Raw genomic sequence first — 22982 nt, 5'->3', positions numbered from 1 at the left:
GTGCCCGAGCTCCCCGAGGTCGAGGTCGTCCGCGCCGGCCTCGAGCGCCACGTCGTCGGTGCGACCATCGAGGCCGTCGAGGTGCTCCACCCGAGGCCGGTCCGCCGCGACCACCGCGGGCCGTCCGGTTTCGCCGCCGCCCTGACCGGCCAGCGCATCGAGGCCGTCCGTCGCCGCGGCAAGTACTTCTGGCTCGCCCTCGCCAACGGTGACGCCCTGCTGGGCCACCTCGGCATGAGCGGGCAGATGCTCCTCCACGAGCCGGGTGCGCTCGACGAGCGCCACCTGCGGGTGCGGTTCCGCCTGCGCACCCCCGACGCCCGCGCGCTCGAGATGCGCTTCGTGGACCAGCGCATGTTCGGCGGCCTGGTCGTCTCGGCGGGCGGCGCCGAGCTGCCGACCGAGATCGTGCACATCGCCCGCGACCCGATCGACCCGGAGTTCGACGACGACGAGTTCGTGCGCCGCGCGCGACGTCGTACGTCAGCGATCAAGCGGCTGCTGCTCGACCAGGGCCTGGTGTCCGGCGTGGGCAACATCTACGCCGACGAGGCGCTGTGGCGCGCACAGCTGCACGGCGAGCGGCCGGGCGACCGGCTCACCGGCCCGGTGCTGCGCGGGCTGCTCGGCCACGTCAGGGACGTGATGGGCGCAGCACTCGCCCAGGGCGGCACGTCCTTCGACGCCCTCTACGTGAACGTCAACGGCGAGTCGGGCTACTTCGACCGGTCCCTCGACGCCTACGGCCAGGAGGGGGAGCCGTGCCGACGCTGCGGCACCCCGATCCGCCGCGTCGCCTTCATGAACCGCTCGTCGTTCTTCTGCCCGACCTGTCAGCGGCCGCCGCGCGCGCGGCGCGCCGGCAGGCGTTGACCGTCCGCCACCTCGGTGGGACTCTTGGAGACGGCCGCTACGCGGTCCTGTACCCCCTTCTGGAAAGGCACCCCATGGCGAAGGCGCTGATGGGTCATCTGAACAACGACGTACGGACCGCCTCGGTCCTGGCAGTCGAGAACAGCCGGCTCCGTCGCCGGGTCGGGGACCTCGAGGCACTGGTCCTCCGGCTGCAGGCCGACAACGACCGCCTGGCCGCGGCCGCTCGCGACGGGTTGAAGGTCGAGGACCTCCAGCCCGCCTGACGCGACCCGCGTCACGTCCCGAAAATCCGCTGCACCCCGCCGGACCCCGGCGTAGGGTCTGGCGCTTGTGAGCAGACTCGGCGAGACCGTCATCCCGGCACGTCTCGGCCAGCGGTTCCGGTGGCTGCTCCTGTCGTCGTGGACGACCAACATCGGCGACGGCGTAGCGATGGCGGCAGGGCCCCTGCTCGTCGCGTCGCAGACCGACGACGCGCGCCTGGTGGCGCTGGCCGGTCTGCTGCGCGGTCTGCCGTGGCTGCTGATCGGGTTGTACGCCGGCGCGATGGCCGACCGCCTCGACCGGCGCACGGTCGTGGTGACCGCGAACCTCGTGCGCAGCGTCGTCCTCGCGCTGCTCTGCGCCACGATCGCGACGGGGCACGTGTCGATCGCCGTCGTGCTGGTCGCGGTGTTCGCGCTGGGCGTCGCCGAGGTGTTCGCCGACTCCACCTCGAGCACCCTCACCCCGATGTTCGTCGAGAAGGCCGACCTCGGGATCGCCAACTCCCGGATGCAGGCCGGCCTGCTCACCGCCAACCAGCTCGTCGGACCCCCGGTCGGCGCGTTCCTGTTCGCGGCCGGGATGGCGTGGCCGTTCGTGACCCAGCTCGTCTGCGTCCTGCTCGGCGTCGTCCTGGTGGCGCGCATCGGCTCGACGCGCGACCAGGTGCGCGACTCGGTGGACACCCACGTGCGCCAGGACATCGTGGACGGGATCCGGTGGCTCTGGGGACACGCGGCGATCCGCACGCTGGCGATCGTGATCCTGACCTTCAACATCACGTGGGGCGCCGCGTGGTCGATCCTCGTGCTCTGGTCGCTCGACCGGGTGCACATGGGGGAGGTGGGCTTCGGCCTGCTCACCACCGCCTCGGCGCTCGGCGGGATGCTCGGCACGTTCCTCTACGGGCGCCTCGAGCGGCGCTTCGACCTCGCGACCCTGATGAAGACCTGCCTGCTGCTCGAGGTGCTCATGCACCTGGCGCTGGCGCTGACCACCGTGCCGTGGGTCGCACTGCTGATCATGTTCGGGTTCGGCGCCTACGCCTTCGTGTGGTTCAACGTCTCGCAGACGGTGAGGCAGCGGGCGGTGCCGACGGAGTTCCAGGGGCGGGTGGGCTCGGTCTACCTGATCTTCGTCTTCGGCGGCATGGTCGTCGGTCAGGCGATCGGCGGCGTGATCGGGGAGCACTGGGGCCTGGCCGCACCGTTCTGGTTCGCGTTCGTCGGCTCCGGCGTGACCCTCGCGCTCGTGTGGTCGCGGCTGTCGAGCATCGCGCACGCCGACGAGCCGGTGACGACCGCAGCCTGACCGGCATCGCCCGGCCCCGCCTCGGCACGCGTGCCACGATGGGCGCGTGGATGCCCTCGCCGAGCTCGTGGAGTCCCTGCCCGCCGGTGTCGTCGCGACCGACCCGGCCACCGTCGACACCTACCGCCACGACTGGTCGCGCGACGTCGGCGCCGGCACCCCGGTGGCCGTGGTGCGCGCCGAGGACGCCACGCACGTGCAGGACGCGGTGCGGTGGGCGGCCCGGCACGGCGTGCCGGTCGTGCCGCGCGGCGCCGGTTCCGGACTCTCCGGCGGGGCGAGCGCCGTCGACGGCGGCATCGTGCTCAGCCTCGAGCGGATGCGGGCGATCGAGATCGACACCAGCTGCCAGGTCGCGGTCGTCGAGCCGGGCGCGTTCAACGCGGAGGTGAAGGCCGCCTCCCGCGAGCACGGCCTCTGGTACCCGCCCGACCCGTCGTCGTACGAGATCTGCTCCATCGGCGGCAACGTCGCCACCAACGCAGGCGGCCTGTGCTGCGTGAAGTACGGCGTCACCACCGACTACGTCCTCGGCCTCGACGTCGTCCTCGCCGACGGCACCCTCATCACCCTCGGCGGCAAGCGGATCAAGGACGTCGCCGGACTCTCCCTGCTCAAGCTGTTCGTCGGCTCCGAGGGCACGCTCGGCATCGTCACCCGGGCGATCCTGCGGCTGGTGCCGCTGCCGCTGCCGCCCGCGACGCTGGTGGCCTCGTTCGCCTCGGTGGTGGCCGCGGCGGAGGCGGTCGTCGCCGTACGGCGCACGCTGCGGCCCTCGATGATGGAGCTGATGGACCGGGCCACGATCAACGCGGTCGAGGACTTCTCCCCGCGCGGCCTCGACCGAACCGCCGGCGCGCTGCTGGTGGCGCAGTCCGACGCCCCCGGCGACGCCCGGGTCGCGGAGGTCGCGGCCGTCGAGGCGGCCTGCGTCGCCGCCGGGGCCAGCGAGGTGGTCGTCACCGACGACCCGGCCGAGGGGGAGATGTTCGTCGAGGCGCGACGGATGGCCTTCCCGGCGGTCGAGGCGCGCGGCAGCCTGCTGCTGGAGGACGTCGGGGCGGCCGTGCCGCTGCTGCCCGACCTCCTGGCCGCGGTCACCGAGATCGCCGAGCGCCACGACGTGGAGATCCCCACCGTCGCCCACGCGGGCGACGGCAACACCCACCCGATCATCGTCTACGACGCCGCAGACCCGGACTCCGAGCGGCGGGCACGTGCTGCCTTCGACGACATCCTCCAGGCCGCCATCCGCCTCGGCGGGACCATCACCGGTGAGCACGGCGTGGGGCGCACCAAGAAGGCCGCGCTGCCGGACCAGCTCGGCGAGGACGTGATGGAGTTGTCGCGGCGGATCAAGGACGCCCTCGATCCCGCCGGCATCCTGAACCCGGGAGCTGTTCTCTGAGGTCCGTCGGCTGCCCGGGGTCCCCGCGGCGTTGTTCGGAGGAGCGGAGCGGGGGAGAAGAACGTCGTGGGGTGGGTCTAGGTTCGGTGCCATGATCCGCGAGCGCCACCTCTTCGGTCCCGGTCCCTCCAACCCCTACCCGGAGGCCACGCGCGCCCTGGCCGAGCCGCTGCTCGGGCACCTCGATCCGGAGTTCCTCCGGATCATGGACGAGACCTGCGACATGCTCCGCACCGTCTGGGGCACCGGCAACGCCCGCACGCTGCCGCTCAGCGCCACCGGTTCGGCCGGCATGGAGGCGGCGTTCGTCAACACCGTCCACCCCGGCGACGTCGTCGTGGTCGCCGTCAACGGGCTCTTCGGCCAGCGCATGACGGACGTCGCGGCCCGCTGCGGCGCCGACGTCGTCGCCGTCGAGCACGACTGGGGCCAGCCGGTCGACGTCGACCGGGTGCTGTCCGCGCACCCGTCGCCCGCGATCATCGCCGCGGTCCACGCCGAGACCTCGACGGGTGTCCGCTCCGACATCGCCGCGCTGGGGGCCGGGAAGGGCGACGCACTGCTGCTCACCGACGCGGTGACCTCGATCGGCGGCATCGAGCTGCGGGCCGACGACTGGGGTGTCGACATCGGCTACGCCGGGACCCAGAAGTGCCTCGGCGTCGCGCCGGGCCTGGCGCCGTTCACCATCAACGACCGTGCCTTCGAGCGCCGCGTCGAGAAGCCACGCTCGTGGTACCTCGACCTCGGCATGCTGGGCGGCTACGTCGGCGAGGCCGGCGTCAAGGGCGGGCAGCGGACCTACCACCACACCGCACCCACGGCGATGGTCGCCAGCCTGCACGGCGGCCTCGCCCGGATCCTCGACGAGGGCCTCGAGGCCGTCTGGGCCCGCCACCAGGAGGCGGGCGACACGTTGCAGTCGGGCCTCGAGGAGATGGGCCTCGAGCTCTTCGCCGCCGAGGGCAGCCGCCTGCCGGAGCTCACCACGGTCAAGGTGCCCGACGGCGTCGACTCCGCAGCCGTCCGCAAGCAGCTCCTCGACCGCCACGGCATCGAGATCGGCGCGGGCGCGGGCGCCTACGCCGCCAGCGTGTGGCGCATCGGCCTGATGGGACGCAACGCCCGCCCCGACGCGGTGCTGCTCGTGCTCGCCGCGCTGCAGGACGTCCTCGACCGTGCCTGACCTGTCGTTGCGTCCGATGACGCAGGAGGAGTACGACGCCTGGCGCGCGGAGTCGGTGCGGGGCTACGCCGCCGACATCGCGACCTCGCGGGACCTCGACCCCGGGTCGGCCCTGGCGCAGTCGGCGGGGGAGTTCGCCCAGCTGCTCCCCGACGGCCTGGCGAGCACGGACATGCACCTGTGGACCGCGGTGGTGGACGACGAGCCTGTCGGCATGGGGTGGATCGAGCTGCGGCAGCGCGCCTCCGGCGTCTCGGCCTGGATCTACGACATCAGCGTCGACGCCGACCACCGCGGCCGGGGCCTGGGCCGCAGGCTGCTCGACGCCCTGCACGCCGCCGCCCGCGACCTCGGCGCCACGTCGATGGCGCTCAACGTCTTCGGCGACAACACCGCCGCGATCCGGCTCTACGAGACGTCCGGCTACGCGGTCACGGCCCAGCAGATGAGGCGCGAGCTCTGAGGTCGGTCAGCGCAGCCGCTCGACCGCAAGCCGACCGAGCGACAGGACGCCGCGCTTCGGCGGACGTACGTCGGTGAAGCTGACGTCGAGCACGGAGACCGTGCGGCCCGTCCGCACCACCAGCACCCGCCGCCAGTCGGCGAAGCCCGACTGGAACCAGCCGATGAGCATGCCGGCGGACTCGTCGCCGACCAGCGGGGGAAACCACGCGCGGTTCTTCAGCCGTACGTCGCTGCCCTCGCCGTCATCGGTGTCGACGTCCCCGACGCACCGCTTGCTGAAGTCGCGGTAGCGCTTCACGAGGGCCTTTGCCTGGCGCACGGAGTCGAACCGGACCAGGTTCTGGTCGACCAGCGCCACCGAGCGACGTCGGCCGTCGGGCGAGACGCTTCCCTGGATCGCGCTGCTGCCGCGGACCGCGACGCCCTGGTCCTCGCACCCGCGCGGGGCGAAGACGGGGGACCGCATGACCGTGCGCAGCGGGTCGCGCATGTCGGGGTAGACGACCATGTGGTCCTCGAGCGTGAGGAGGTGCTGACGGGTCAGCGGCTCGGGCGGTGCCGGCGCGGCCGCGACCGGGAAGGGCGCCAGGAGCGCGGCGAGGACGGCCAGGATCGCGCCGAGGATCCCGGCGAGGGGCGTGAGCGGGCTCCGCATCGCCCCAGCATGGCCGGGTGCCACGCGGCGCGCAACGGCCGCCGGCGGCGCCGGGTGTCGTAGGGTGAGCCGCGCTGAGCTTCCCCAGTTGTCAGTGGCCGTCTCTCGACCCGGTGAGGAGCCCGCGTTGTACCTGAAGAGCCTGACCCTCAAGGGGTTCAAGTCCTTCGCGTCCTCGACGACCATGCAGCTCGAGCCGGGCATCACCTGCATCGTCGGTCCCAACGGCTCGGGCAAGTCCAACGTCGTCGACGCCCTCGCCTGGGTGATGGGCGAGCAGGGCGCCAAGAGCCTGCGCGGCGGCAAGATGGAGGACGTCATCTTCGCCGGCACCTCCGGCCGTCCGCCGCTCGGCCGCGCCGAGGTGCAGCTGACCATCGACAACTCCGACGGCGCGCTGCCGATCGACTACGCCGAGGTCACGATCAGCCGAACGATGTTCCGCAACGGCGGCTCGGAGTACGCCATCAACGGCAACGGGTGCCGGCTGCTCGACGTGCAGGAGCTGCTCAGCGACTCGGGCATCGGCCGCGAGATGCACGTGATCGTCGGCCAGGGCCAGCTCGACTCGATCCTCCACGCCACCCCCGAGGACCGGCGCGGCTTCATCGAGGAGGCCGCCGGCGTCCTCAAGCACCGCAAGCGCAAGGAGAAGGCGCTCCGCAAGCTCGACGCCACCGACGGCAACCTGACCCGTCTCGCCGACCTGCTCTCCGAGATCCGGCGACAGCTCAAGCCGCTGGGTCGTCAGGCCGAGGTCGCCCGGCAGGCGCAGACGGTGCAGGCCGACGTGCGCGACGCCCGCGCCCGCCTCCTCGCCGACGACCTGGTCACCGCCCGCACGGCGCTCGAGTCCGAGATGGCCGACGAGTCGCTGCTGCTGCAGCGGCGCGAGGAGGTCGAGGCCGCGATCGCCGCCGGCCGCGAGCGTGAGGCCGGGCTCGAGGCCGCCCTGCGGGACGACCTGCCGCGCCTCGCAGCGGCCCAGGAGACCTGGTTCGCGCTGTCCGGCCTGAAGGAGCGCCTGCGCGGCACCGCGTCACTGGCCGACGAGCGGATCCGCAACGCCGCGGGGGCCGCCGAGGGCGACACCGTCGACAGCGGCCGCGACCCCGACGACCTCGAGGCGCAGGCCGAGCGGGTGCGTCGGCAGGAGGCGGAGATCGCCGCCGAGGTCGAGCAGCAGCGTTCGGCCCTCGACGCCGCCGTGGTCGCCAAGCGCGCGGCCGAGGAGGCGGCGGCCGAGGAGGACAAGCGCATCGCCGGTCTCCAGCGGGCGGCTGCCGACCGGCGCGAGGGCCTGGCCCGGCTCACCGGCCAGGTCAACGCACTGAAGTCCCGCTCCGAGGCAGCCGACGCCGAGATCCAGCGGCTCACCGACGCCCGCGAGGACGCGGTGACCCGTGCCGAGCGGGCGCAGCGCGACTTCACCGCGCTCGAGACGCGCGTCGCCGGCCTCGACGCCGGTGAGGAGGGCCTCGACTCCGAGCACGAGGACGCGGTGTCCGCCCTCGACGGGATCGAGGAGCAGCTCGCCCGGGCCCGCGAGGACGCGCAGCAGGCCGACCGTGAGCGTGCCGGCCTCGTCGCGCGCCGTGATGCGCTCGAGATCGGCCTCAACCGCAAGGACGGCGCCGGCGCGCTGCTCGCCGCGAGCGACGACGTCGCCGGCCTGCTCGGCTCGGTGGCCGCCCTCCTCGACGTCGACCACGGCTACGAGGCGGCCGTCGCCGCGGCGCTCGGGGCTGCCGCCGACGCGGTCGTCCTCTCCGACGCCGCCTCGGCGGTCGACGCGATCGCCCACCTCAAGCACGACGACCTCGGCCGCGCCGGGATGCTGCTCGGCGGCGCACCGGCCGCGGACCGGGACTGGCCCGCACTCCCCGACGGGGCGGCGTACGCCGTCGACGTGGTGTCCGCGCCCGACGACGTACGCCCTGCGCTGACGCGCCTGCTCCACCAGGTCGCCGTCGTCGACGACCTGCCAGCCGCCCGGCGGCTCGTCGCCGAGCGCCCCGACGTCGTCGCCGTGACCCGGGAGGGCGACCTGCTCGGCGCCCACTTCGCGGCGGGTGGGTCCACCAGCCAGCCGAGCCTGATCGAGATCCAGGCGGCCGTCGACGAGGCCGGCGACAGGCTGGCCGAGGCCACCGCGACCGCCGAGCGGCTGGGCTTCGAGATCTCCCGCCTCGAGGCGGCCCGCCACGACGCCCTCAAGCGCGTCGACGTCGCGCTCGCCAAGCTGCACGAGTCCGACGCGACGCTCGCCGCGGTCGCCGAGGAGCTGGGGCAGTACGGCTCGCAGGCGCGCGCCGCCAAGGGCGAGGCCGACCGGCTGGAGCGCGCGATCGCCACCGCCCGCGAGGCGCGCGAAGCGGACCTCGCGGGGCTGGTCGACCTGGAGGCGCGCCTGGCCGCGGCCCAGGACGTCACCGACGAGGAGCCCGACACGGCCGAGCGCGAGCGCCTGGCCGAGGCGGCCCGGGAGGCACGGCAGGGCGAGATGGACGCCCGCCTCGCCCTGCGCACCGCGGAGGAGCGTGCGCGCGCGCTGCACGGCCGCGCCGACTCGCTCCTGCGAGCCGCCCAGGCCGAGCGCGAGTCACGTGCCCGCGCGGCAGAGCGCCGGGAGCGGTTGATCCGTGAGGGCGCGGCCGCGGAGGCCGTCGCGTCGGCGGTCCGCGTCGTGCTGCACCAGCTCGAGCGCTCGGTCATGCTGGCCGCCGACGAGCGCGCCGCCGTGGAGGAGTCCCGGCGGGGGAGCGAGCAGGAGCTCATGACCGTCCGCACCCACCTCCGCGACCTGGGCCGTGAGCACGACGAGCTCGTCAGCTCCGTCCACCGGGACGAGATGGCCCGCACCCAGCAGAAGATGCGCATCGAGCAGCTCGAGGAGCGTGCGCTGGAGGAGCTCGGCCTGGACCCCGACGGCCTCGTCACCGACTACGGGCCGGCGACCCCGGTCCCGTTCACGGGCGAGGTGCCCGAGGGGGAGGAGCCGCCGGAGCCCACCGCCTTCGTGCGCGAGGAGCAGGTCAAGCGCCTGCGCGCAGCGGAGCGCGCCCTGTCGATGCTCGGACGCGTCAACCCCCTCGCGCTCGAGGAGTTCTCCGCGATGGAGGAGCGGCACAAGTTCCTCACCGAGCAGCTCGAGGACCTCAAGCGCACCCGCAAGGACCTCCTCGACATCGTCCGCGAGGTCGACGCCCGCGTGGAGCAGGTGTTCACCGAGGCCTACGCCGACGTCGAGAAGGCCTTCGACCAGACCTTCGCGCGGCTGTTCCCCGGCGGCGAGGGGCGACTCGTCCTCACCAATCCCGGCGACATGCTGACGACCGGCGTCGAGGTCGAGGCCCGGCCCCCTGGCAAGAAGGTCAAGCGCCTCTCGCTGCTGTCCGGTGGCGAGCGGTCCCTCGTCGCGGTCGCCTTCCTCGTGGCCCTCTTCAAGGCCCGGCCGTCGCCGTTCTACATCCTCGACGAGGTCGAGGCGGCGCTCGACGACACCAACCTCGGCCGCCTGCTCGAGATCTACGAGGAGCTGCGCGAGAACTCCCAGCTCCTGGTGATCACCCACCAGAAGCGCACGATGGAGGTCGGCGACGCGCTCTACGGCGTCACCATGCGCGGCGACGGGGTCTCCGCCGTGATCAGCCAGCGTCTCCGCGACGCGGAGTCCGCCTAGTGCCGCAGGACGTACCCACCCGCGACGCGTACGTCGCCTGGCGCACCGCCACGACGCGGTGGCGCGACGACGACGCCTACGGCCACCTCAACAACGCGACCTACTACGAGCTGTTCGACACCGCCGTCAACGCCTACCTCTACGAGGCGACCGGCGTCGACGTCCGGGCGCTGCCGCAGATCGGCGTCGTCGCCGAGACCGGCTGTCGCTACTTCCGCGAGATCGGCTTCCCGCAGCCCATCGAGATGGGGCTGGTCGTGGACAAGGTGGGACGCAGCTCGGTCGTCTACCGCATCGGCCTGTTCCAGGGTCCCTCGGACGAGGCGGCGGCCGAGGGGCGGTTCGTCCACGTGTACGTCGACAACTCCAGCGGCGCGGGCGCCCGGCCGGTCGCCCCGATGCCCGACGTGGTGCGCGCGGCCGTCGTACCCCTCCTCCGCCCGGAGGGGTGAGGCTCCTCACCCCGACGCGCCGGAGCCGGCCGCCGATGCGCGGGCCGCATCCGTCGTGTGCCACCGTGGAGGAGACCCGACCGGACCACCTCGGAGGAACCCCGTGCTCGCGATCGTCCTGATGATGTCCCTCGGCGTGCTCGTCGCCGTGGCCGTGGCCGTCTACGTCGCCTACCCCCACCGCGGCGAGGAGATGCCCGTCGCCCCCCAGCTCGGCGACGCCATGCGCAAGGGCGTCGACGCCCTCCCGACCCTCGAGGACTCCGAGTCCCGCGTCTGACCCACCTCCACCCGGTCCACCGGTCCGCCGGTGTCTCCCGGCGTGGCGCCTCGCGTCGACCCGCGCGCGGACTAGCGTGCGAGAGGTGACCGGCTCCCGCCACGACGTCGCCAAGGCCTACTGCGCGGCCTGCGGTGCGATGGTGACCCGCCAGTTCCGGCCCGGTCCCGACGGTCGCCCCGAGGCCACCTGTCCCCGGTGCGGCAGCCTCGAGCGGCACCGGTTCCTGTCGCTGCTCCTCGGCAGCCTCGCCCCCGAGCTCCGCGACCTCGACACGGTGGTCGAGATCGCGCCGTCGCGACAGTCGAAGGTGCTGCTCGACCGGGTCGAGGCCCGGCGCCGGATCAGCCTGGACGCCGGCTACGACGCCCGCGACGTCGACGCGCTGGCCTGCCTGACCCGCCTCCCGCTCCGTGACGGCTCGGTCGACCTGCTCGTCTGCTACCACGTGCTCGAGCACGTGCCCGACGACCGCGCGGCGATGCGCGAGATCGCCCGGGTGCTCAGCCCGCGCGGCATCGCCCTCCTCGAGGTGCCGATCAAGGTGGGCGTCGCGACCGAGGAGGACCCGTCGGCGCCTCCGGAGGAGCGGCTCCGTCGCTTCGGGCAGGCCGACCACGTGCGCTGGTACGGCGACGACTTCGACGCGCGCCTCGCCGACGCCGGCCTCGCCTCCGTGCGGGTCACGCCGCCGGCGCTCGTGGGGGAGTCCGCGGTGCAGTGGTTCCACCTGATGGCCCACGAGGTGGTGTGGGTCGCCCGTCCCGGCCGGGTCACGGGCTCGCCGATGCTGGCCGGCGGCACCGGCTCGGGGCTCACGGCCGCCTTCGACGCGGTGCTCGCCGACCTCGCGAAGGCGCAGGGCCGCCTGGCGCGGGAGCGCGAGCGGGCCGCCCGGCTCGTCGCCCAGCGCGACCGCCTGCGCGCGCGGCTGGCGCAGGAGCAGGCCCGTCGCGCGGCCCGGGTGCTCACCCGGCTTCGGCGCGTCGTGCCCCTCTGATTGGATTGGCCCCATGGGTGACTGGCTCTATCTGATCATCGCCATCGCGGTCGTCGGCGTCCTGACGCTGGCGGGGCTGCTGACCTCCGGGCGCCGGCGCAAGGAGGTGCGGCCGCCGAGCGGTGGCACCGACGTCATCGCGCCGCCGCCGACGGAGGCCGAGGTCGCGACCGGGGCGCCACCGGAGCCCGCGGTCGACACCGCCGAGCCGCTCGTCGAGGCCCCGACGATCGAGAAGCCCGAGAGCACGGCGTCGCGCCTGGTGCGGCTGCGGCAGCGGCTCTCGCGCTCCCAGGGCAACCTCGGCAAGGGCCTGCTCGCCCTGCTCAGCCGTGACCGGCTCGACGAGGACACCTGGGAGGAGATCGAGGACACCCTCCTGACCGCCGACATCGGGGTGGCCCCGACGCAGGCGCTCGTCGAGCGCCTGCGCACCCGCATGCGGGTCGAGGGCGGACAGACCCCCGACGTACGCACCGTGCTGCGCGAGGAGCTGATCGAGCTCGTCGGCACCGACCTCGACCGCCGCGTGCAGGTCACCGGGGCCGACGGCAAGCCGGGCGTGGTGCTCGTGGTCGGCGTCAACGGCGCCGGCAAGACCACCACGGTGGGCAAGATCGCCCGGATCCTCGTCGCCGAGGACCTCTCGGTGACCCTCGGTGCCGCCGACACCTTCCGCGCGGCCGCCGTCGACCAGCTCGCCACGTGGGGCGAGCGGGTGGGCGTCGAGGTCGTGCGCGGCCCCGAGGGCGGCGACCCGGCCAGCGTCGCGTTCGAGGCCGTCAAGCACGGCGTCGACAACGGCGTCGACACGGTGCTCGTCGACACCGCCGGCCGCCTGCAGAACAAGGCCGGGCTCATGGACGAGCTCGGCAAGATCAAGCGCGTCATCGAGAAGCAGGCCGACGTGACCGAGGTGCTGCTCGTCCTCGACGCCACCACCGGCCAGAACGGCCTCATCCAGGCTCGCGTCTTCAGCGAGATCGTCGACGTCACCGGCATCGTGCTCACCAAGCTCGACGGCTCCGCCAAGGGCGGCATCGTGGTGCAGGTGCAGCGCGAGCTCGGCGTGCCGGTCAAGCTCGTCGGCCTCGGCGAGGGACCCGACGACATGGCGCCGTTCGACGCCGCTGCCTTCGTGGACGCGCTGCTCGGCTGACTCGACGGTCAGCGGCGGGCGAGGAGCGCGCGCACGGCGTCGTCGATGAGGGTCTCGGCCCGCTTGTCGAAGCTGTGCTCGGCGATGATGCGGGTCGCGATCTCGCGGCGCGTGGCGTCGTCGGGGAAGGCGTCGTAGGGCGGCGTCACCAGGCGCGCCAGCTCGTGCTCGTTGTCGAAGGGGAGCACGAGGCCCGAGAAGATCTCCTCGAGGCCGTCGATGCGGTCGCTGAGGATCCGGGCCCCGCAGGCCGCCGCGTCGAAGAGGCGGTTGGAGGCGAAGCTGTCGCGGCGCATGTCGAGGTGGTGGTCGTTGAGCACGATCCCCGCCGAGGCGTAGAGCACGCCGACCTCGCGGTTGTCGACGCCGCCGGAGGCGATCTGGTCGCGCTCGACGAAGTCGGTCCAGTCGTTGCCGTGCAGGGTGAGGTCGGCGCCGATGGCGAGCGCGCTGCGGACGGCGTAGCGGTAGATGCCGCGCGAGTTGCCGACGAAGAGGAGCGCAGGCCCGGTGTCGGGCTCGGCCCGGTCGGGGTGGAACCAGCGGGTGTCGGTGCACTGCAGGAGCTGGGTGACGGGGGTGCCCCACTCGCGGCTCACCCGCTCCGACCAGCTGGTGCTGGCGGCGTAGACGAGGTCGAAGCCGGCCACCTCGTCGGGCGTGATCATGTCGGGGTGGCTGATGATCCACTCGACGTTGAGCAGGCCGGGTCGGGGGGTGACGCGGTCGAGCCCGCGGAGCACCAGCAGCACGTCGTCGTGGTCGCGGGAGTCGCGGTGCCGGGCGTCGCGGCGGTCGATGGCGACGTGCTGGCCACGTCGTTCGAGCGCGTCGGCCAGCGACCGGGCGAAGTAGGTGTCGCCCCACCGGTCACCGCGCTGGGCGGCGGGCGCGGCGATGTCGACGGCCCAGCGCAGCCGCGGCGGCGACTCCCGGATGCCCTCGACGGCCCGCAGCACGAGCTCGGGGACCAGCACCGAGGGCGCGGTCCGGTCGTCGGCGTCGGTGCTGACCCGCCGGTTGCGCTCGTCGGTCACCTCCAGCCCGGCGGTCCGGAGCTGCTCGCGGGCGTGGTCGACCGGCGGCGGGGGACCGGCGAGCACCGTCGTCCGCAGCGACGACATCGCGCCGATGAGCTCCTCGGGCTCGGCGTAGGCGGTGCGGGAGGTGATCACGGTGTCGGGCACGAGCACCGATCCGCCGCGGCCCGCCCGCTGCGCCCTCAGGCCGAGGTCGGTCTCGGCGAGGACCGAGTGGTAGCGCGAGTCGAGGCCGCGCAGGGCGACCGCCGCCTCGGTGCGCAACGCCACCAGCGGTGATGCGGGCGCAGCGATCTCGCACTGGCCGATCCGCACGGCGTCGCTGGTGGGCAGGCCGGCGAGGAACAGCTCGGGGTGCGGGTTGTCGGTGGAGAAGCGGGCGCCCGCGCTGAGCACCACGCCGTCCAGGTCGACCACCAGCGGCTGCGCGAGGCCGACCCCGGGCTCGCGCAGCACCTCGGCGAGCCGCTCGGCGATGGGCTGGCGCGGCGGCATCGCCTCCGGCCGGACGAGCACGATGGTGCTGCCGGCGGCCTCCACGACGCCGACGTTGGTGGCGACCGACATGGACACCGGGGCCGGGACCGAGACGAACCGGGCACCCGAGATCACCGAGGCGATCGAGGCGGCGAGCACGTGGTGCGCGCGCCGCATCCGGACGCCGACGAGCACCAGCTCCGAGCCCTCGCGCGGCACCGAGCCGAGCCACTCCACCGTGCGCCGGGGCTCCGGGCCCAGCGGCATGACGTGGCTGACCACGGCCTCGTCGGTCTCCCGGCGCGCGGCCGCGTCCCAGTCGACGAGCTGGCGCTCGAGGACGACGGAGTCCCAGTCGTCGGCGAAGCCGGGCGGGACGGTCTCGGGTCGGCGCAGGACGGGTACGTCGACGGCGAGCGGCTCGTGGTCACGGGTGAGCCGCAGCAGCAGGTCGCGCTCCACCGCACCGTCGAGGCCCTCGTCGAACCCCCCGACGTCCTTGACCGCGTCGCGTCGGAGGAGCGCGGTCGCGAGGTCGACCGGACGCCCGCCCAGCAGCTCGTGGCGCGACCGGGCGACGGCCCCGGCGCCGGCGACCACCGCGGCCGCCCCGGTGTGGTGGGCATGGGCCAGCAGGTCGCCGAGCATCTCGGGCAGCCACTCGCGCCCCAGCGGCAGGAAGGCCACGTGCTCGGCGGTGCCGTGCTCGAGGGCCACGTTGAGCGCGTGCGCGAGCCCGCAGCGCGACTCGCGCACGACGGTGACGCGGTCGTCGAAGGCCGCCACGCCCTGCAGCACCGCGGCCGTGTCGTCGACCGACCCGCGGTCGACGGCGACGAGGTGCCAGTCGGTGAACGCCTGGGCCTGGAGCGACGCCACCGTCTGGTGGACGAGCGGTCCGGCGTCCTGCGCGGCCATCACCACGGTCACGGCCGGTGAGGTCGCCAGCGAGTCCGGGAGCGCCGGCGTGGGTCCGACGAGCTGCGGGCGCTCGCGGACGACCTCCTCGCGCCACTGGCTCGCGGCGGCGATGGCGGCGGCGCGGTAGCTGGACCACGACACCTTGCGCGGCAGGATCCGCGTGGGCAGCGGGGCCCCGGGCCCGGAGGCCGCGAGCCAGTAGGACAGCGCGCCGTAGGGGTGGTGCCGGGCCTCCGGGTGGGCCGCGAAGATGACCCGCGGGTCGACGAGCGGGTGCGGCGCGATGCGGTTGCGCCGCCGGCGCTCGGAGACGTACCAGAGCACGGGGTGCTGGCCGGCGCGCTGCCAGGAGCGGCGCCGACCGATCCACTGGGCCTCGAAGAGCGGGTGCGGGGACACGTCGCCGGCGTCGACGACCGCGCGTGCCGCCTCGAGGGTCGACTCGAAGGTGGTGCCGAGCTGGGCGGCGACGTAGTCGGCGTCGACGAGACCGGAGGCGACCATCACCTCGGCGGCGTCGTCGAGCCTCACCTGCCCCGGGCGGCGACGCTCACCTCGCATCGGAGTACCTCACCCGCGGGAAGAGGGGCTCGAGGGCGAGCGGTGTCGGCAGCAGCCGCTCGGTGTCGCGGAGGGGGTAGTACTGCGCGGTCTCCTCGAGGAACTCGCGCACCCCGTCGAAGCGCTGCGGGAAGCGACGCTCGCACAGCTCGAGCAGCCGCTTGGCGTCGAGGTTGTAGGGGTCGTAGCGCAGGGTGTCGATCTTGACGTAGGGGAGTCGGGCGTTGTCGAGCACCCGGTCGGCGAGGCTCCGGGCAGGGTTCCACGGCTCGTTCGCGCGCTCGCGCCACTCGCGGACCTCGGCGCGGGTGCGCGGGAAGTGGGAGCGGTGGGCGGCCCACCAGCGCATCCGCTCGCGGGCGATGCGCCGGTCCTCGGGCGTCTCGACGAAGTAGGTGTCGGAGAGGAAACCCGCCTCGTAGAGCCGCCGCGACATGCCCACCTCGTAACGCCGGATGACCTGGCGGCGCTTGGAGATCGGCTCCATCTCCTCCCAGAACGTCGTGAACGCGCGCGAGCCGACCACCCACGGGCGGAAGGCGATGAAGAAGGACTGGATGTGGGGGGCCACGCGCTCGGCACCCGTCAGGCCCCAGAAGTCACACGGCCGGGTGGCCATCTCGGCGAAGACGGTCTCGTAGGAGTCGAGGGCGAAGACGTAGGTGTCGTTGCAGACCACCACCTCGTCGTACGCCGTGAGGTCGCCGGCGGCGTCGAGGCCGACCTTGTAGCTGAAGAAGTCGTAGCCGTAGTTGGCGCGCTCGACGAGGACCGCGCGCTCGGTGAGCCAGTCGCGCGCGGAGTCCTGCAGGCTGGCCGTCGTGCAGACCAGCAGCGTGTCGACCGACGCGGCCAGCGCCTCCACCTGACCACGCACGTGGGGCCGCAGCTCCCCGGCGACGTCGTAGTGCGCCATCACGGCCAGTCTGGACACGGCCGAACACTAACAAGGCGACCTCCGGGCCCGGTCCGTTCACACACCCGTAACACGAGGGCTCATTCCGTTGCCTGCGCGCAACATCCGTCGCGGCCCGGCGAAACCTCGCCCGCACAGGCTGCGGGTCATCACGTGGGCACCGCCACGACAGCGACGTCCTGGCCCCGGTGACCACACCTTTTTCGTTCGTGCTCGAGTTCCTGGAGGTCCTGTGGACGGCTATTACGCCTTCATGCTGGTGGCGACTGCCTTCGTCCTGATGATGACGGTGCCCGCGCTGGCCCTGTTCTACGGCGGCATGACGCGGTCGAAGTCCGTGCTGAACATGATGATGATGTCGTTCATCGCGGCCGCCATCGTCGGCATCCTGTACGTCGCCGTCGGCTGGTCGATGGGCTTCGGCGGCAACGGCACCTTCTTCGCCAACCCGTTCGAGCTGTTCTGGCTCGACGGCGTCTCCACCGACAACTACATCTACGTGATGTTCCAGATGACCTTCGCCATCATCACTGCGGCGCTGATCAGCGGTGCGGTGGCCGACCGGCTGAAGTTCTCCGCCTGGGTGGTCTTCCTCCCGCTGTGGGCGCTCATCGTCTACTTCCCGATGGCCCACATGGTCTTCAGCTGCACCGACGACTCGCTCATCTGCGGCCGCATCGGCGCCCAGGACTACGCGGGCGGCACGGCCGTCCACATCAACGCCGGCGTCGCGGCCCTGGTGCTCGTGCTGCTCCTCGGCAAGCGCATCGGCTGGCCCCGCGAGCAGATGCGTCCGCACAACCTGACCCTGACGATGCTCGGCGCAGGCATGCTGTGGCTCGGCTGGTACGGCTTCAACGTCGGCTCGATCGTCTTCGGCACCACCTTCGACGAGGACCCCGACGCCTTCCTCTCGCAGTTCTACTCCGAGACCGGCCGCACCTTCGCCAACACCACCCTCGCCACCATGGCAGCCATCCTCGGCTGGCTGCTGATCGAGCGGCTCCTGCACGGCAAGGCCACCTCGCTCGGTGCCGCCTCCGGCATCGTGGCGGGCCTGGTCGCGATCACCCCGGCGGCCGGTGCCGTCGACATCAGCGGTGCCGTGGCCATCGGCATCATCGCGGGTGGCGTGTGCGCCTGGGCCGTCGGCCTGAAGTACAAGCTCGGCTACGACGACTCGCTCGACGTGGTCGGCGTCCACCTGGTCGGCGGCATCGTCGGCACCGTGCTGATCGGCGTCTTCTCCACGGCTGAGGGCGCTGGCGGCGTCAACGGGCTGCTCTACGGCGGAGGCTTCGGCTCGCTCGGCGACCAGACCCTCGGTGTCCTCGTCGCGGTCGTCTACTCGGGCATCCTGACCACTGTCATCGCCCTGGCGATCAAGTACACGATGGGCCTGCGCCTCGACGCGGAGGACGAGGTCAACGGCATCGACCTCGTCGCCCACGGCGAGACGGCGTACGACCTGCACGGCGGCACCAGCGGCGGCAGCAGCAGCGTCCTCGCTGCCTCGACCGCGGCCCCCGCCGCCGCCACCACCACCAAGACCGAAGGAGCCAGCGCATGAAGCTCGTGACCGCGGTGATCAAGCCGCACAAGTGGGAGGACGTCCGCGAGGCGCTCGAGACCTTCGGGGTCGCCGGCATGACGGTCTCCGAGGTCAGCGGCTACGGCCGCCAGAAGGGCCACACCGAGGTCTACCGCGGGGCGGAGTACGACATCGCCCTCGTCCCGAAGATCCGCATCGAGATCGTCGTCGACGACGCCGACGCCGACGACATCGTCGGGATCGTCGTCAAGACCGCGCAGACCGGCCGGATCGGTGATGGCAAGGTGTGGGTCAGCCCCGTCGAGACCGTCGTCCGCGTCCGCACCGGCGAGCAGGACGCATCCGCACTCTGATGGGCGTGCGTCTCGGGGCCGCTCGTCCGGCCCTCCGCGTGGGGGAGGGCCAGTGAGCGCAGCAGATCGACAGACCAGGGCCACCTCGGCCGACGAGCTCTGCCGGGAGGCGTACGCCGCCTCCGGGGGGCCCGTCACCGGGGTGGCCCTGGTCGCCGTCGGGGGGTACGGCCGCGGAGAGCTCGCGCCACACTCCGACCTCGACGTCGTCCTGGTCCACGAGGACGGCCTCGACATCGGCGACCTCGGCGCCACCCTCTGGTACCCGCTGTGGGACTCCGGGCGGCGGCTCGACCACTCGGTCCGCTCGATGGGAGAGGTGCTGGAGGCGGCCGCCGACCTCCGGGTCGCGCTCGGCCTCCTCGACGCGCGCCACCTCGCCGGCGACCCGGGACTCAGCCTCCGGCTGCGCACCACGATGCTGGCCGACTGGCGCCGGCAGGCCCGCACCCGGCTGCCGGAGCTGAAGGCGATGACGCACAAGCGCCACGACGTCACCGGCGAGCTGGCGCACGCGTCCGTGCCCGACGTGAAGGAGGCCGAGGGCGGGCTGCGCGACGCCGGGGTGCTCAAGGCCATCGAGGCCAGCTGGCTCGTCGACGCCTCGACCCCCGCGCTCGAGGCGGCGCGGCAGCTGCTCCTCGACGTCCGCGACGAGGTCCAGGACCTCGCCGGGCGCCCGGCCGACCGCATCGCCCCCGAGATGTGGGAGCCGCTCGCCGAGCGGCTCGGCCTCGCCGACGCGGAGGCAGCCCAGCGCCACGTCCGCACCCTCGGCCGCCGGATCGGCCACCTCTCGCGCCTGGCCTGGCGACGCACGGACGCGGTGATGGCCCGACCGACGGGGGAGCGGGGCCGCCGCACCCCCGCCCTCGAGCGGATCGCTCCCGGCATCGCGCTCTCGCGCGGCGAGGTCGTCCTCGACGCCGGCACCCGGCCCGGTGACGACTCGACGCTCCTGCTCCGCGCCGCCGCGGAGGCGGCGAGCCGGGACGCGGTGCTCGCCCCCACCACGGCCGCCCGCCTCGTGCGGGAGGGCGCGGCCCTCCCGGTGCCGTGGCCCGCGCCTGCTCGAGACGCGCTGGTCCGGCTGCTCGCGAGCGGCCCCGCGCTGCTCCCGGTGTGGGAGACCCTCGACGAGGTCGAGGGCATCGAGACCTTCCTGCCCGAGTGGGAGCAGATCCGGCTGCTGCCCCACGCCTCGGCGATCCACCGCTTCACCGTCGACCGCCACGTCGTGGAGACCTGCGCGGAGGCGGGCGCGCTGATCCGCAACGTCCGCCGGCCCGACCTGCTGCTCGTCGCCGCACTGCTCCACGACATCGGCAAGGGCTCGCTGCAGGACCACTCCGTGGCCGGTGAGCCCCTCGCCCGCAAGGTGGTGGCCCGGATGGGCTTCACCGACCTCGACGCCGAGGTGGTCGCCTCGCTCGTGCGCTGGCACCTCCTGCTCGCCGACCTCGCGACCACCCGCGACCCGGACGACCCGGCGACCACCGCCGAGCTGCTCACCCACGTCCCCGACGCGGCCAGCCTCGAGCTGCTCCGGGCGCTCACCGAGGCCGACGCCCGCGCGGCGTCGCCGGCGGCGTGGACGACGTGGCGGGCCTCGCTCGTCGACCGCCTCGTGTCCCGGGCGGGCCACGCCCTCGGGGCGGAGATCACGCACGTCGCCCCGGCCGGGTCGCTGCCCGTCCCCGACGCCGTACGACGTGACCCGACCGCCGTGTCGGTCGACATCGCACCGCACGAGGTCGGCGCCACCGTCACCGTGGTCGCGGCCGACCGCGTCGGCCTGCTCGCCGACGTCGCCGGCGGTCTCGCCGCGCTGCGGGTGCCGGTGCACGCCGCCCGCGCGTGGTCGCAGGTCGACGGTGACGGCGAGTGGGGCGTGAGCGCGTGGGAGGTCCCCGACGCCTACCTCGACGCGAGCGTGGTGCGCGAGCGGATCCGCCGCGTCGTCGAGGGCACCCAGCGCCTCCCCGACCTGCCCGCCCGTCCGGACGGCGAGCTGCCCCCGATCGTCGAGGTCCGCCCGGACGCCTCCCGCGCCTCGCTGGTGCTGGAGATCCGCACCTCCGACCGGCCCGGGGTCGTCCACCGCGTGCTCACCACCCTCGCCGGGCTTGGGCTCACGGTCGCCTCGGCGCACGTCTCCACGCTCGGCCCGCAGGCGGTCGACGTGTTCTACGTCCAGGAGGTCGGCGGGGTGCGCCCCACGGAGGAGCGGGCCGCTGCGGCCGCCCATGCCGTCCGCACCGCGCTGGGCGGCTGAGCGGGCGGCCGAGCCCGGCGTCAACGGGACAACTCGAGCGGACCTTGGGCCGCTCGACGCACGCCATAACGTGCGTCCAGCGTCCATGGCGAGCACCCAGTTCGCTTTCGCGTCCGTCGTACGCCAAATCGTTCGTGCCCTGCACCGTCCGGATACTCTGGTCGCCGTACCACCCTGATCCACCACCGATGCGAGGGACAGACCCACACCGTGTTCGCCACACTCTCCGACCGCCTTGCCGACACCTTCAAGAACCTGCGGGGCAAGGGCCGGCTCTCCGAGGCCGACATCGACGCCACCGCGCGCGAGATCCGCATCGCGCTGCTCGAGGCCGACGTCGCGCTGCCGGTCGTCAAGGAGTTCGTCGGAGCGGTGAAGGAGCGCGCCCGTGGCGAGGAGGTCAGCGGCGCCCTCAACCCGGCCCAGCAGATCATCAAGATCGTCCACGAGGAGCTCGTCGCGATCCTCGGCGGCGAGACGCGCCGCCTGCGCTACGCCAAGTCCGGCCCGACCGTCATCATGCTCGCCGGCCTCCAGGGCGCCGGCAAGACGACCCTGGCCGCGAAGCTCGCGCTCTGGCTGAAGGACCAGGACAAGACCCCGATGCTCGTGGCCGCGGACCTGCAGCGGCCCAACGCCGTCCAGCAGCTCCAGGTCAACGGTGAGCGGGTCGGTGTGCCCGTCTTCGCGCCCGAGCCCGGCAACGGCACGGGCAACCCCGTCGACGTAGCCCGCGCGTCGATCGAGGAGGCGAAGCGCAAGCTCCACGACGTCGTCATCATCGACACCGCCGGTCGCCTCGGTGTGGACGCCGAGCTGATGAAGCAGGCCGCCGACATCCGTGACGCGGTGCAGCCCGACGAGGTGCTCTTCGTCGTCGACGCGATGATCGGCCAGGACGCCGTCACCACCGCGCAGGCGTTCCTCGACGGTGTCGGCTACGACGGCGTGGTGCTCACCAAGCTCGACGGTGACGCCCGCGGTGGTGCCGCGCTGTCCATCCGCTCGATCACCGGCAAGCCGGTCATGTTCGCCTCCAGCGGCGAGAAGATGACCGACTTCGACCTCTTCCACCCCGACCGGATGGCCTCGCGCATCCTCGACATGGGCGACATGCTCACCCTGATCGAGCAGGCCGAGAAGGCGTTCGACTCCGAGCAGTCGCTCAAGGCGGCCGAGAAGCTCGCCACCAAGGGCGGCTTCACGCTGGAGGACTTCCTCCAGCAGATGATGCAGATCCGCAAGCTCGGCTCGATGACCAAGATCATGGGGATGCTCCCCGGGATGGGTCAGTTCCGCGACCAGCTCGAGAACTTCGACGAGCGCGAGATCGACCGCATCCAGGCGATCATCCAGTCGATGACGCCGGCCGAGCGCGCCAACCCCAAGATCATCGACGGCTCGCGTCGCGCCCGCATCGCCGCCGGCTCCGGCCGCCAGGTGTCCGACGTCAACCAGCTCGTCGACCGGTTCTTCGAGGCCCGCAAGATGATGGAGTCGATGGCCAAGGGCGGCGGCATGCCCGGGATGCCCGGCATGCCGGGGATGGGCGGCGGCAAGCGCGCCGGCGCCCGCCAGGCTCCGCAGGCCAAGGGGAAGAAGGGCAAGAAGCGCGTCTCGGGCAACCCCGCGAAGGCCGCCCAGCAGAAGGCTGCCCAGCAAGCCGCCTCGGCCGAGAAGGCCGCCAACCCGTTCGGCAACCCCGACGGCGCCGAGGTCGACTACGAGAAGGCCGCCGAGCAGCTCAACCTGCCCAAGGACTTCTCGCAGTTCCTCAAGTGATGACGACCCTTGTCGTCGACGGCGCCAACGTCGTCGGGTCCGTCCCCGACGGCTGGTGGAAGGACCGCGCGGGGGCGGCGCGCCGCCTGCACGAGCGGCTCCTGGTCGCGGACACGCCGTACGACGAGATCGTGCTGGTGCTGGAGGGACAGGCCAAGGGCGGGGTGAAGGTCGGCCGGGACGGCCACGTGCGCACGGTGCACGCGACGCGTGACGGCGACGCCGAGATCCGGGAGCAGGCGCGCCGCGCGGGCGAGGCCGGCGGCCACGTCGTCGTGGTGACCGCCGACCGTGCCCTCGCCGCCAACGTGGCGCCGGCGCAGGTGCTGAGCCCGTCCTGGCTGCTCGACCGGCTGTAACGTCCCGG

General features: G+C 73.2%; 19 protein-coding genes. 16 read left to right on the top strand and 3 right to left on the bottom strand.

The window, feature by feature from the left end; all coding sequences use genetic code 11:
* The 6 genes from mutM to AC3A3L_RS19350 all read left to right on the top strand — a co-directional run bounded on the left by mutM (position 1) and on the right by AC3A3L_RS19350 (position 5508).
* The gene (mutM, locus tag AC3A3L_RS19375) at positions 1-873 is read left to right on the top strand and encodes a bifunctional DNA-formamidopyrimidine glycosylase/DNA-(apurinic or apyrimidinic site) lyase (RefSeq protein WP_487641670.1); all 873 of its coding nucleotides are present in this window, start codon (positions 1-3) and stop codon (positions 871-873) included.
* An 89-nt stretch (positions 874-962) separates the two neighbouring features.
* Positions 963-1139 (top strand): hypothetical protein, encoded by a 177-nt coding sequence (locus tag AC3A3L_RS19370; RefSeq protein WP_487641669.1) that lies wholly within the window; start codon positions 963-965, stop codon positions 1137-1139.
* A 67-nt stretch (positions 1140-1206) separates the two neighbouring features.
* Positions 1207-2451, top strand: a complete 1245-nt coding sequence (locus AC3A3L_RS19365) for an MFS transporter (RefSeq protein ID WP_487641668.1) — start codon at positions 1207-1209, stop codon at positions 2449-2451.
* A 46-nt stretch (positions 2452-2497) separates the two neighbouring features.
* Complete coding sequence (locus AC3A3L_RS19360) at positions 2498-3859, top strand: FAD-binding oxidoreductase (RefSeq protein WP_487641667.1); 1362 nt, start codon at positions 2498-2500, stop codon at positions 3857-3859.
* Positions 3860-3950: 91 nt separating this feature from the next.
* Positions 3951-5045, top strand: coding sequence for a pyridoxal-phosphate-dependent aminotransferase family protein (locus AC3A3L_RS19355; protein WP_487641666.1), 1095 nt, complete (start codon positions 3951-3953; stop codon positions 5043-5045).
* The gene (locus AC3A3L_RS19350) at positions 5038-5508 is read left to right on the top strand and encodes a GNAT family N-acetyltransferase (protein WP_487641665.1); all 471 of its coding nucleotides are present in this window, start codon (positions 5038-5040) and stop codon (positions 5506-5508) included. The genes AC3A3L_RS19355 and AC3A3L_RS19350 overlap by 8 nt, the downstream gene beginning before the upstream one ends.
* Positions 5509-5514: 6 nt before the next feature.
* Here AC3A3L_RS19350 and AC3A3L_RS19345 read toward each other — a convergent pair whose 3' ends face one another.
* Positions 5515-6165, bottom strand: a complete 651-nt coding sequence (locus AC3A3L_RS19345; RefSeq protein WP_487641664.1) for a hypothetical protein — start codon at positions 6163-6165, stop codon at positions 5515-5517.
* A 127-nt stretch (positions 6166-6292) separates the two neighbouring features.
* On the opposite strand from AC3A3L_RS19345, the gene smc reads away from it, so the two are divergent.
* The 5 genes from smc to ftsY all read left to right on the top strand — a co-directional run bounded on the left by smc (position 6293) and on the right by ftsY (position 12738).
* Positions 6293-9847 carry a chromosome segregation protein SMC gene (smc, locus tag AC3A3L_RS19340; protein WP_487641663.1) on the top strand — a complete coding sequence of 1185 codons (3555 nt, stop codon included), beginning with the start codon at positions 6293-6295 and terminating at the stop codon, positions 9845-9847.
* Complete coding sequence (locus AC3A3L_RS19335; protein ID WP_487641662.1) at positions 9847-10299, top strand: acyl-CoA thioesterase; 453 nt, start codon at positions 9847-9849, stop codon at positions 10297-10299. The genes smc and AC3A3L_RS19335 overlap by 1 nt, the downstream gene beginning before the upstream one ends.
* Positions 10300-10402: 103 nt before the next feature.
* Complete coding sequence (locus tag AC3A3L_RS19330; RefSeq protein ID WP_487641661.1) at positions 10403-10579, top strand: hypothetical protein; 177 nt, start codon at positions 10403-10405, stop codon at positions 10577-10579.
* 85 nt (positions 10580-10664) lie between these two features.
* Entirely contained in the window at positions 10665-11579 is a 915-nt protein-coding gene (locus AC3A3L_RS19325; protein WP_487641660.1) for a methyltransferase domain-containing protein, read from the top strand.
* Positions 11580-11592: 13 nt separating this feature from the next.
* On the top strand, positions 11593-12738 hold the full coding sequence (gene ftsY / locus AC3A3L_RS19320; RefSeq protein WP_487641659.1) for a signal recognition particle-docking protein FtsY: 1146 nt from the start codon (positions 11593-11595) through the stop codon (positions 12736-12738).
* Between the two features lie 8 nt (positions 12739-12746).
* Here the strand turns inward: ftsY and AC3A3L_RS19315 are convergent, their stop codons facing one another.
* Both AC3A3L_RS19315 and AC3A3L_RS19310 read right to left on the bottom strand, forming a co-directional pair.
* Complete coding sequence (locus tag AC3A3L_RS19315) at positions 12747-15737, bottom strand: glycosyltransferase family protein (RefSeq protein ID WP_487641658.1); 2991 nt, start codon at positions 15735-15737, stop codon at positions 12747-12749.
* On the bottom strand, positions 15727-16671 hold the full coding sequence (locus AC3A3L_RS19310) for a rhamnan synthesis F family protein (RefSeq protein WP_487641657.1): 945 nt from the start codon (positions 16669-16671) through the stop codon (positions 15727-15729). Before AC3A3L_RS19310 ends, AC3A3L_RS19315 begins: the two co-directional genes overlap by 11 nt.
* 214 nt (positions 16672-16885) lie before the next feature.
* On the opposite strand from AC3A3L_RS19310, the gene AC3A3L_RS19305 reads away from it, so the two are divergent.
* From AC3A3L_RS19305 to AC3A3L_RS19285, 5 genes are all read left to right on the top strand, one after another.
* Positions 16886-18223: an ammonium transporter gene (locus AC3A3L_RS19305; protein WP_487641656.1), complete on the top strand. Its 1338-nt coding sequence runs from the start codon at positions 16886-16888 to the stop codon at positions 18221-18223.
* Positions 18220-18558 (top strand): P-II family nitrogen regulator, encoded by a 339-nt coding sequence (locus AC3A3L_RS19300; RefSeq protein WP_172259157.1) that lies wholly within the window; start codon positions 18220-18222, stop codon positions 18556-18558. The genes AC3A3L_RS19305 and AC3A3L_RS19300 overlap by 4 nt, the downstream gene beginning before the upstream one ends.
* Before the next feature lie 52 nt (positions 18559-18610).
* A complete protein-coding gene (locus tag AC3A3L_RS19295) occupies positions 18611-20833 on the top strand; it encodes a [protein-PII] uridylyltransferase (RefSeq protein ID WP_487641655.1) in 2223 nt (740 codons plus the stop codon).
* Between the two features lie 210 nt (positions 20834-21043).
* Positions 21044-22615 carry a signal recognition particle protein gene (gene ffh, locus AC3A3L_RS19290; RefSeq protein ID WP_487641654.1) on the top strand — a complete coding sequence of 524 codons (1572 nt, stop codon included), beginning with the start codon at positions 21044-21046 and terminating at the stop codon, positions 22613-22615.
* Positions 22615-22974, top strand: coding sequence for a hypothetical protein (locus tag AC3A3L_RS19285; protein ID WP_487641653.1), 360 nt, complete (start codon positions 22615-22617; stop codon positions 22972-22974). Before ffh ends, AC3A3L_RS19285 begins: the two co-directional genes overlap by 1 nt.
* Positions 22975-22982 lie beyond the last annotated feature (8 nt).

It is taken from the genome of Nocardioides sp. Soil_C_8 (genome assembly GCF_057656315.1).
The sequence above is the reverse complement of the archived record's forward strand: the minus strand, read 5'-3'. Positions and strand labels throughout refer to the sequence as shown.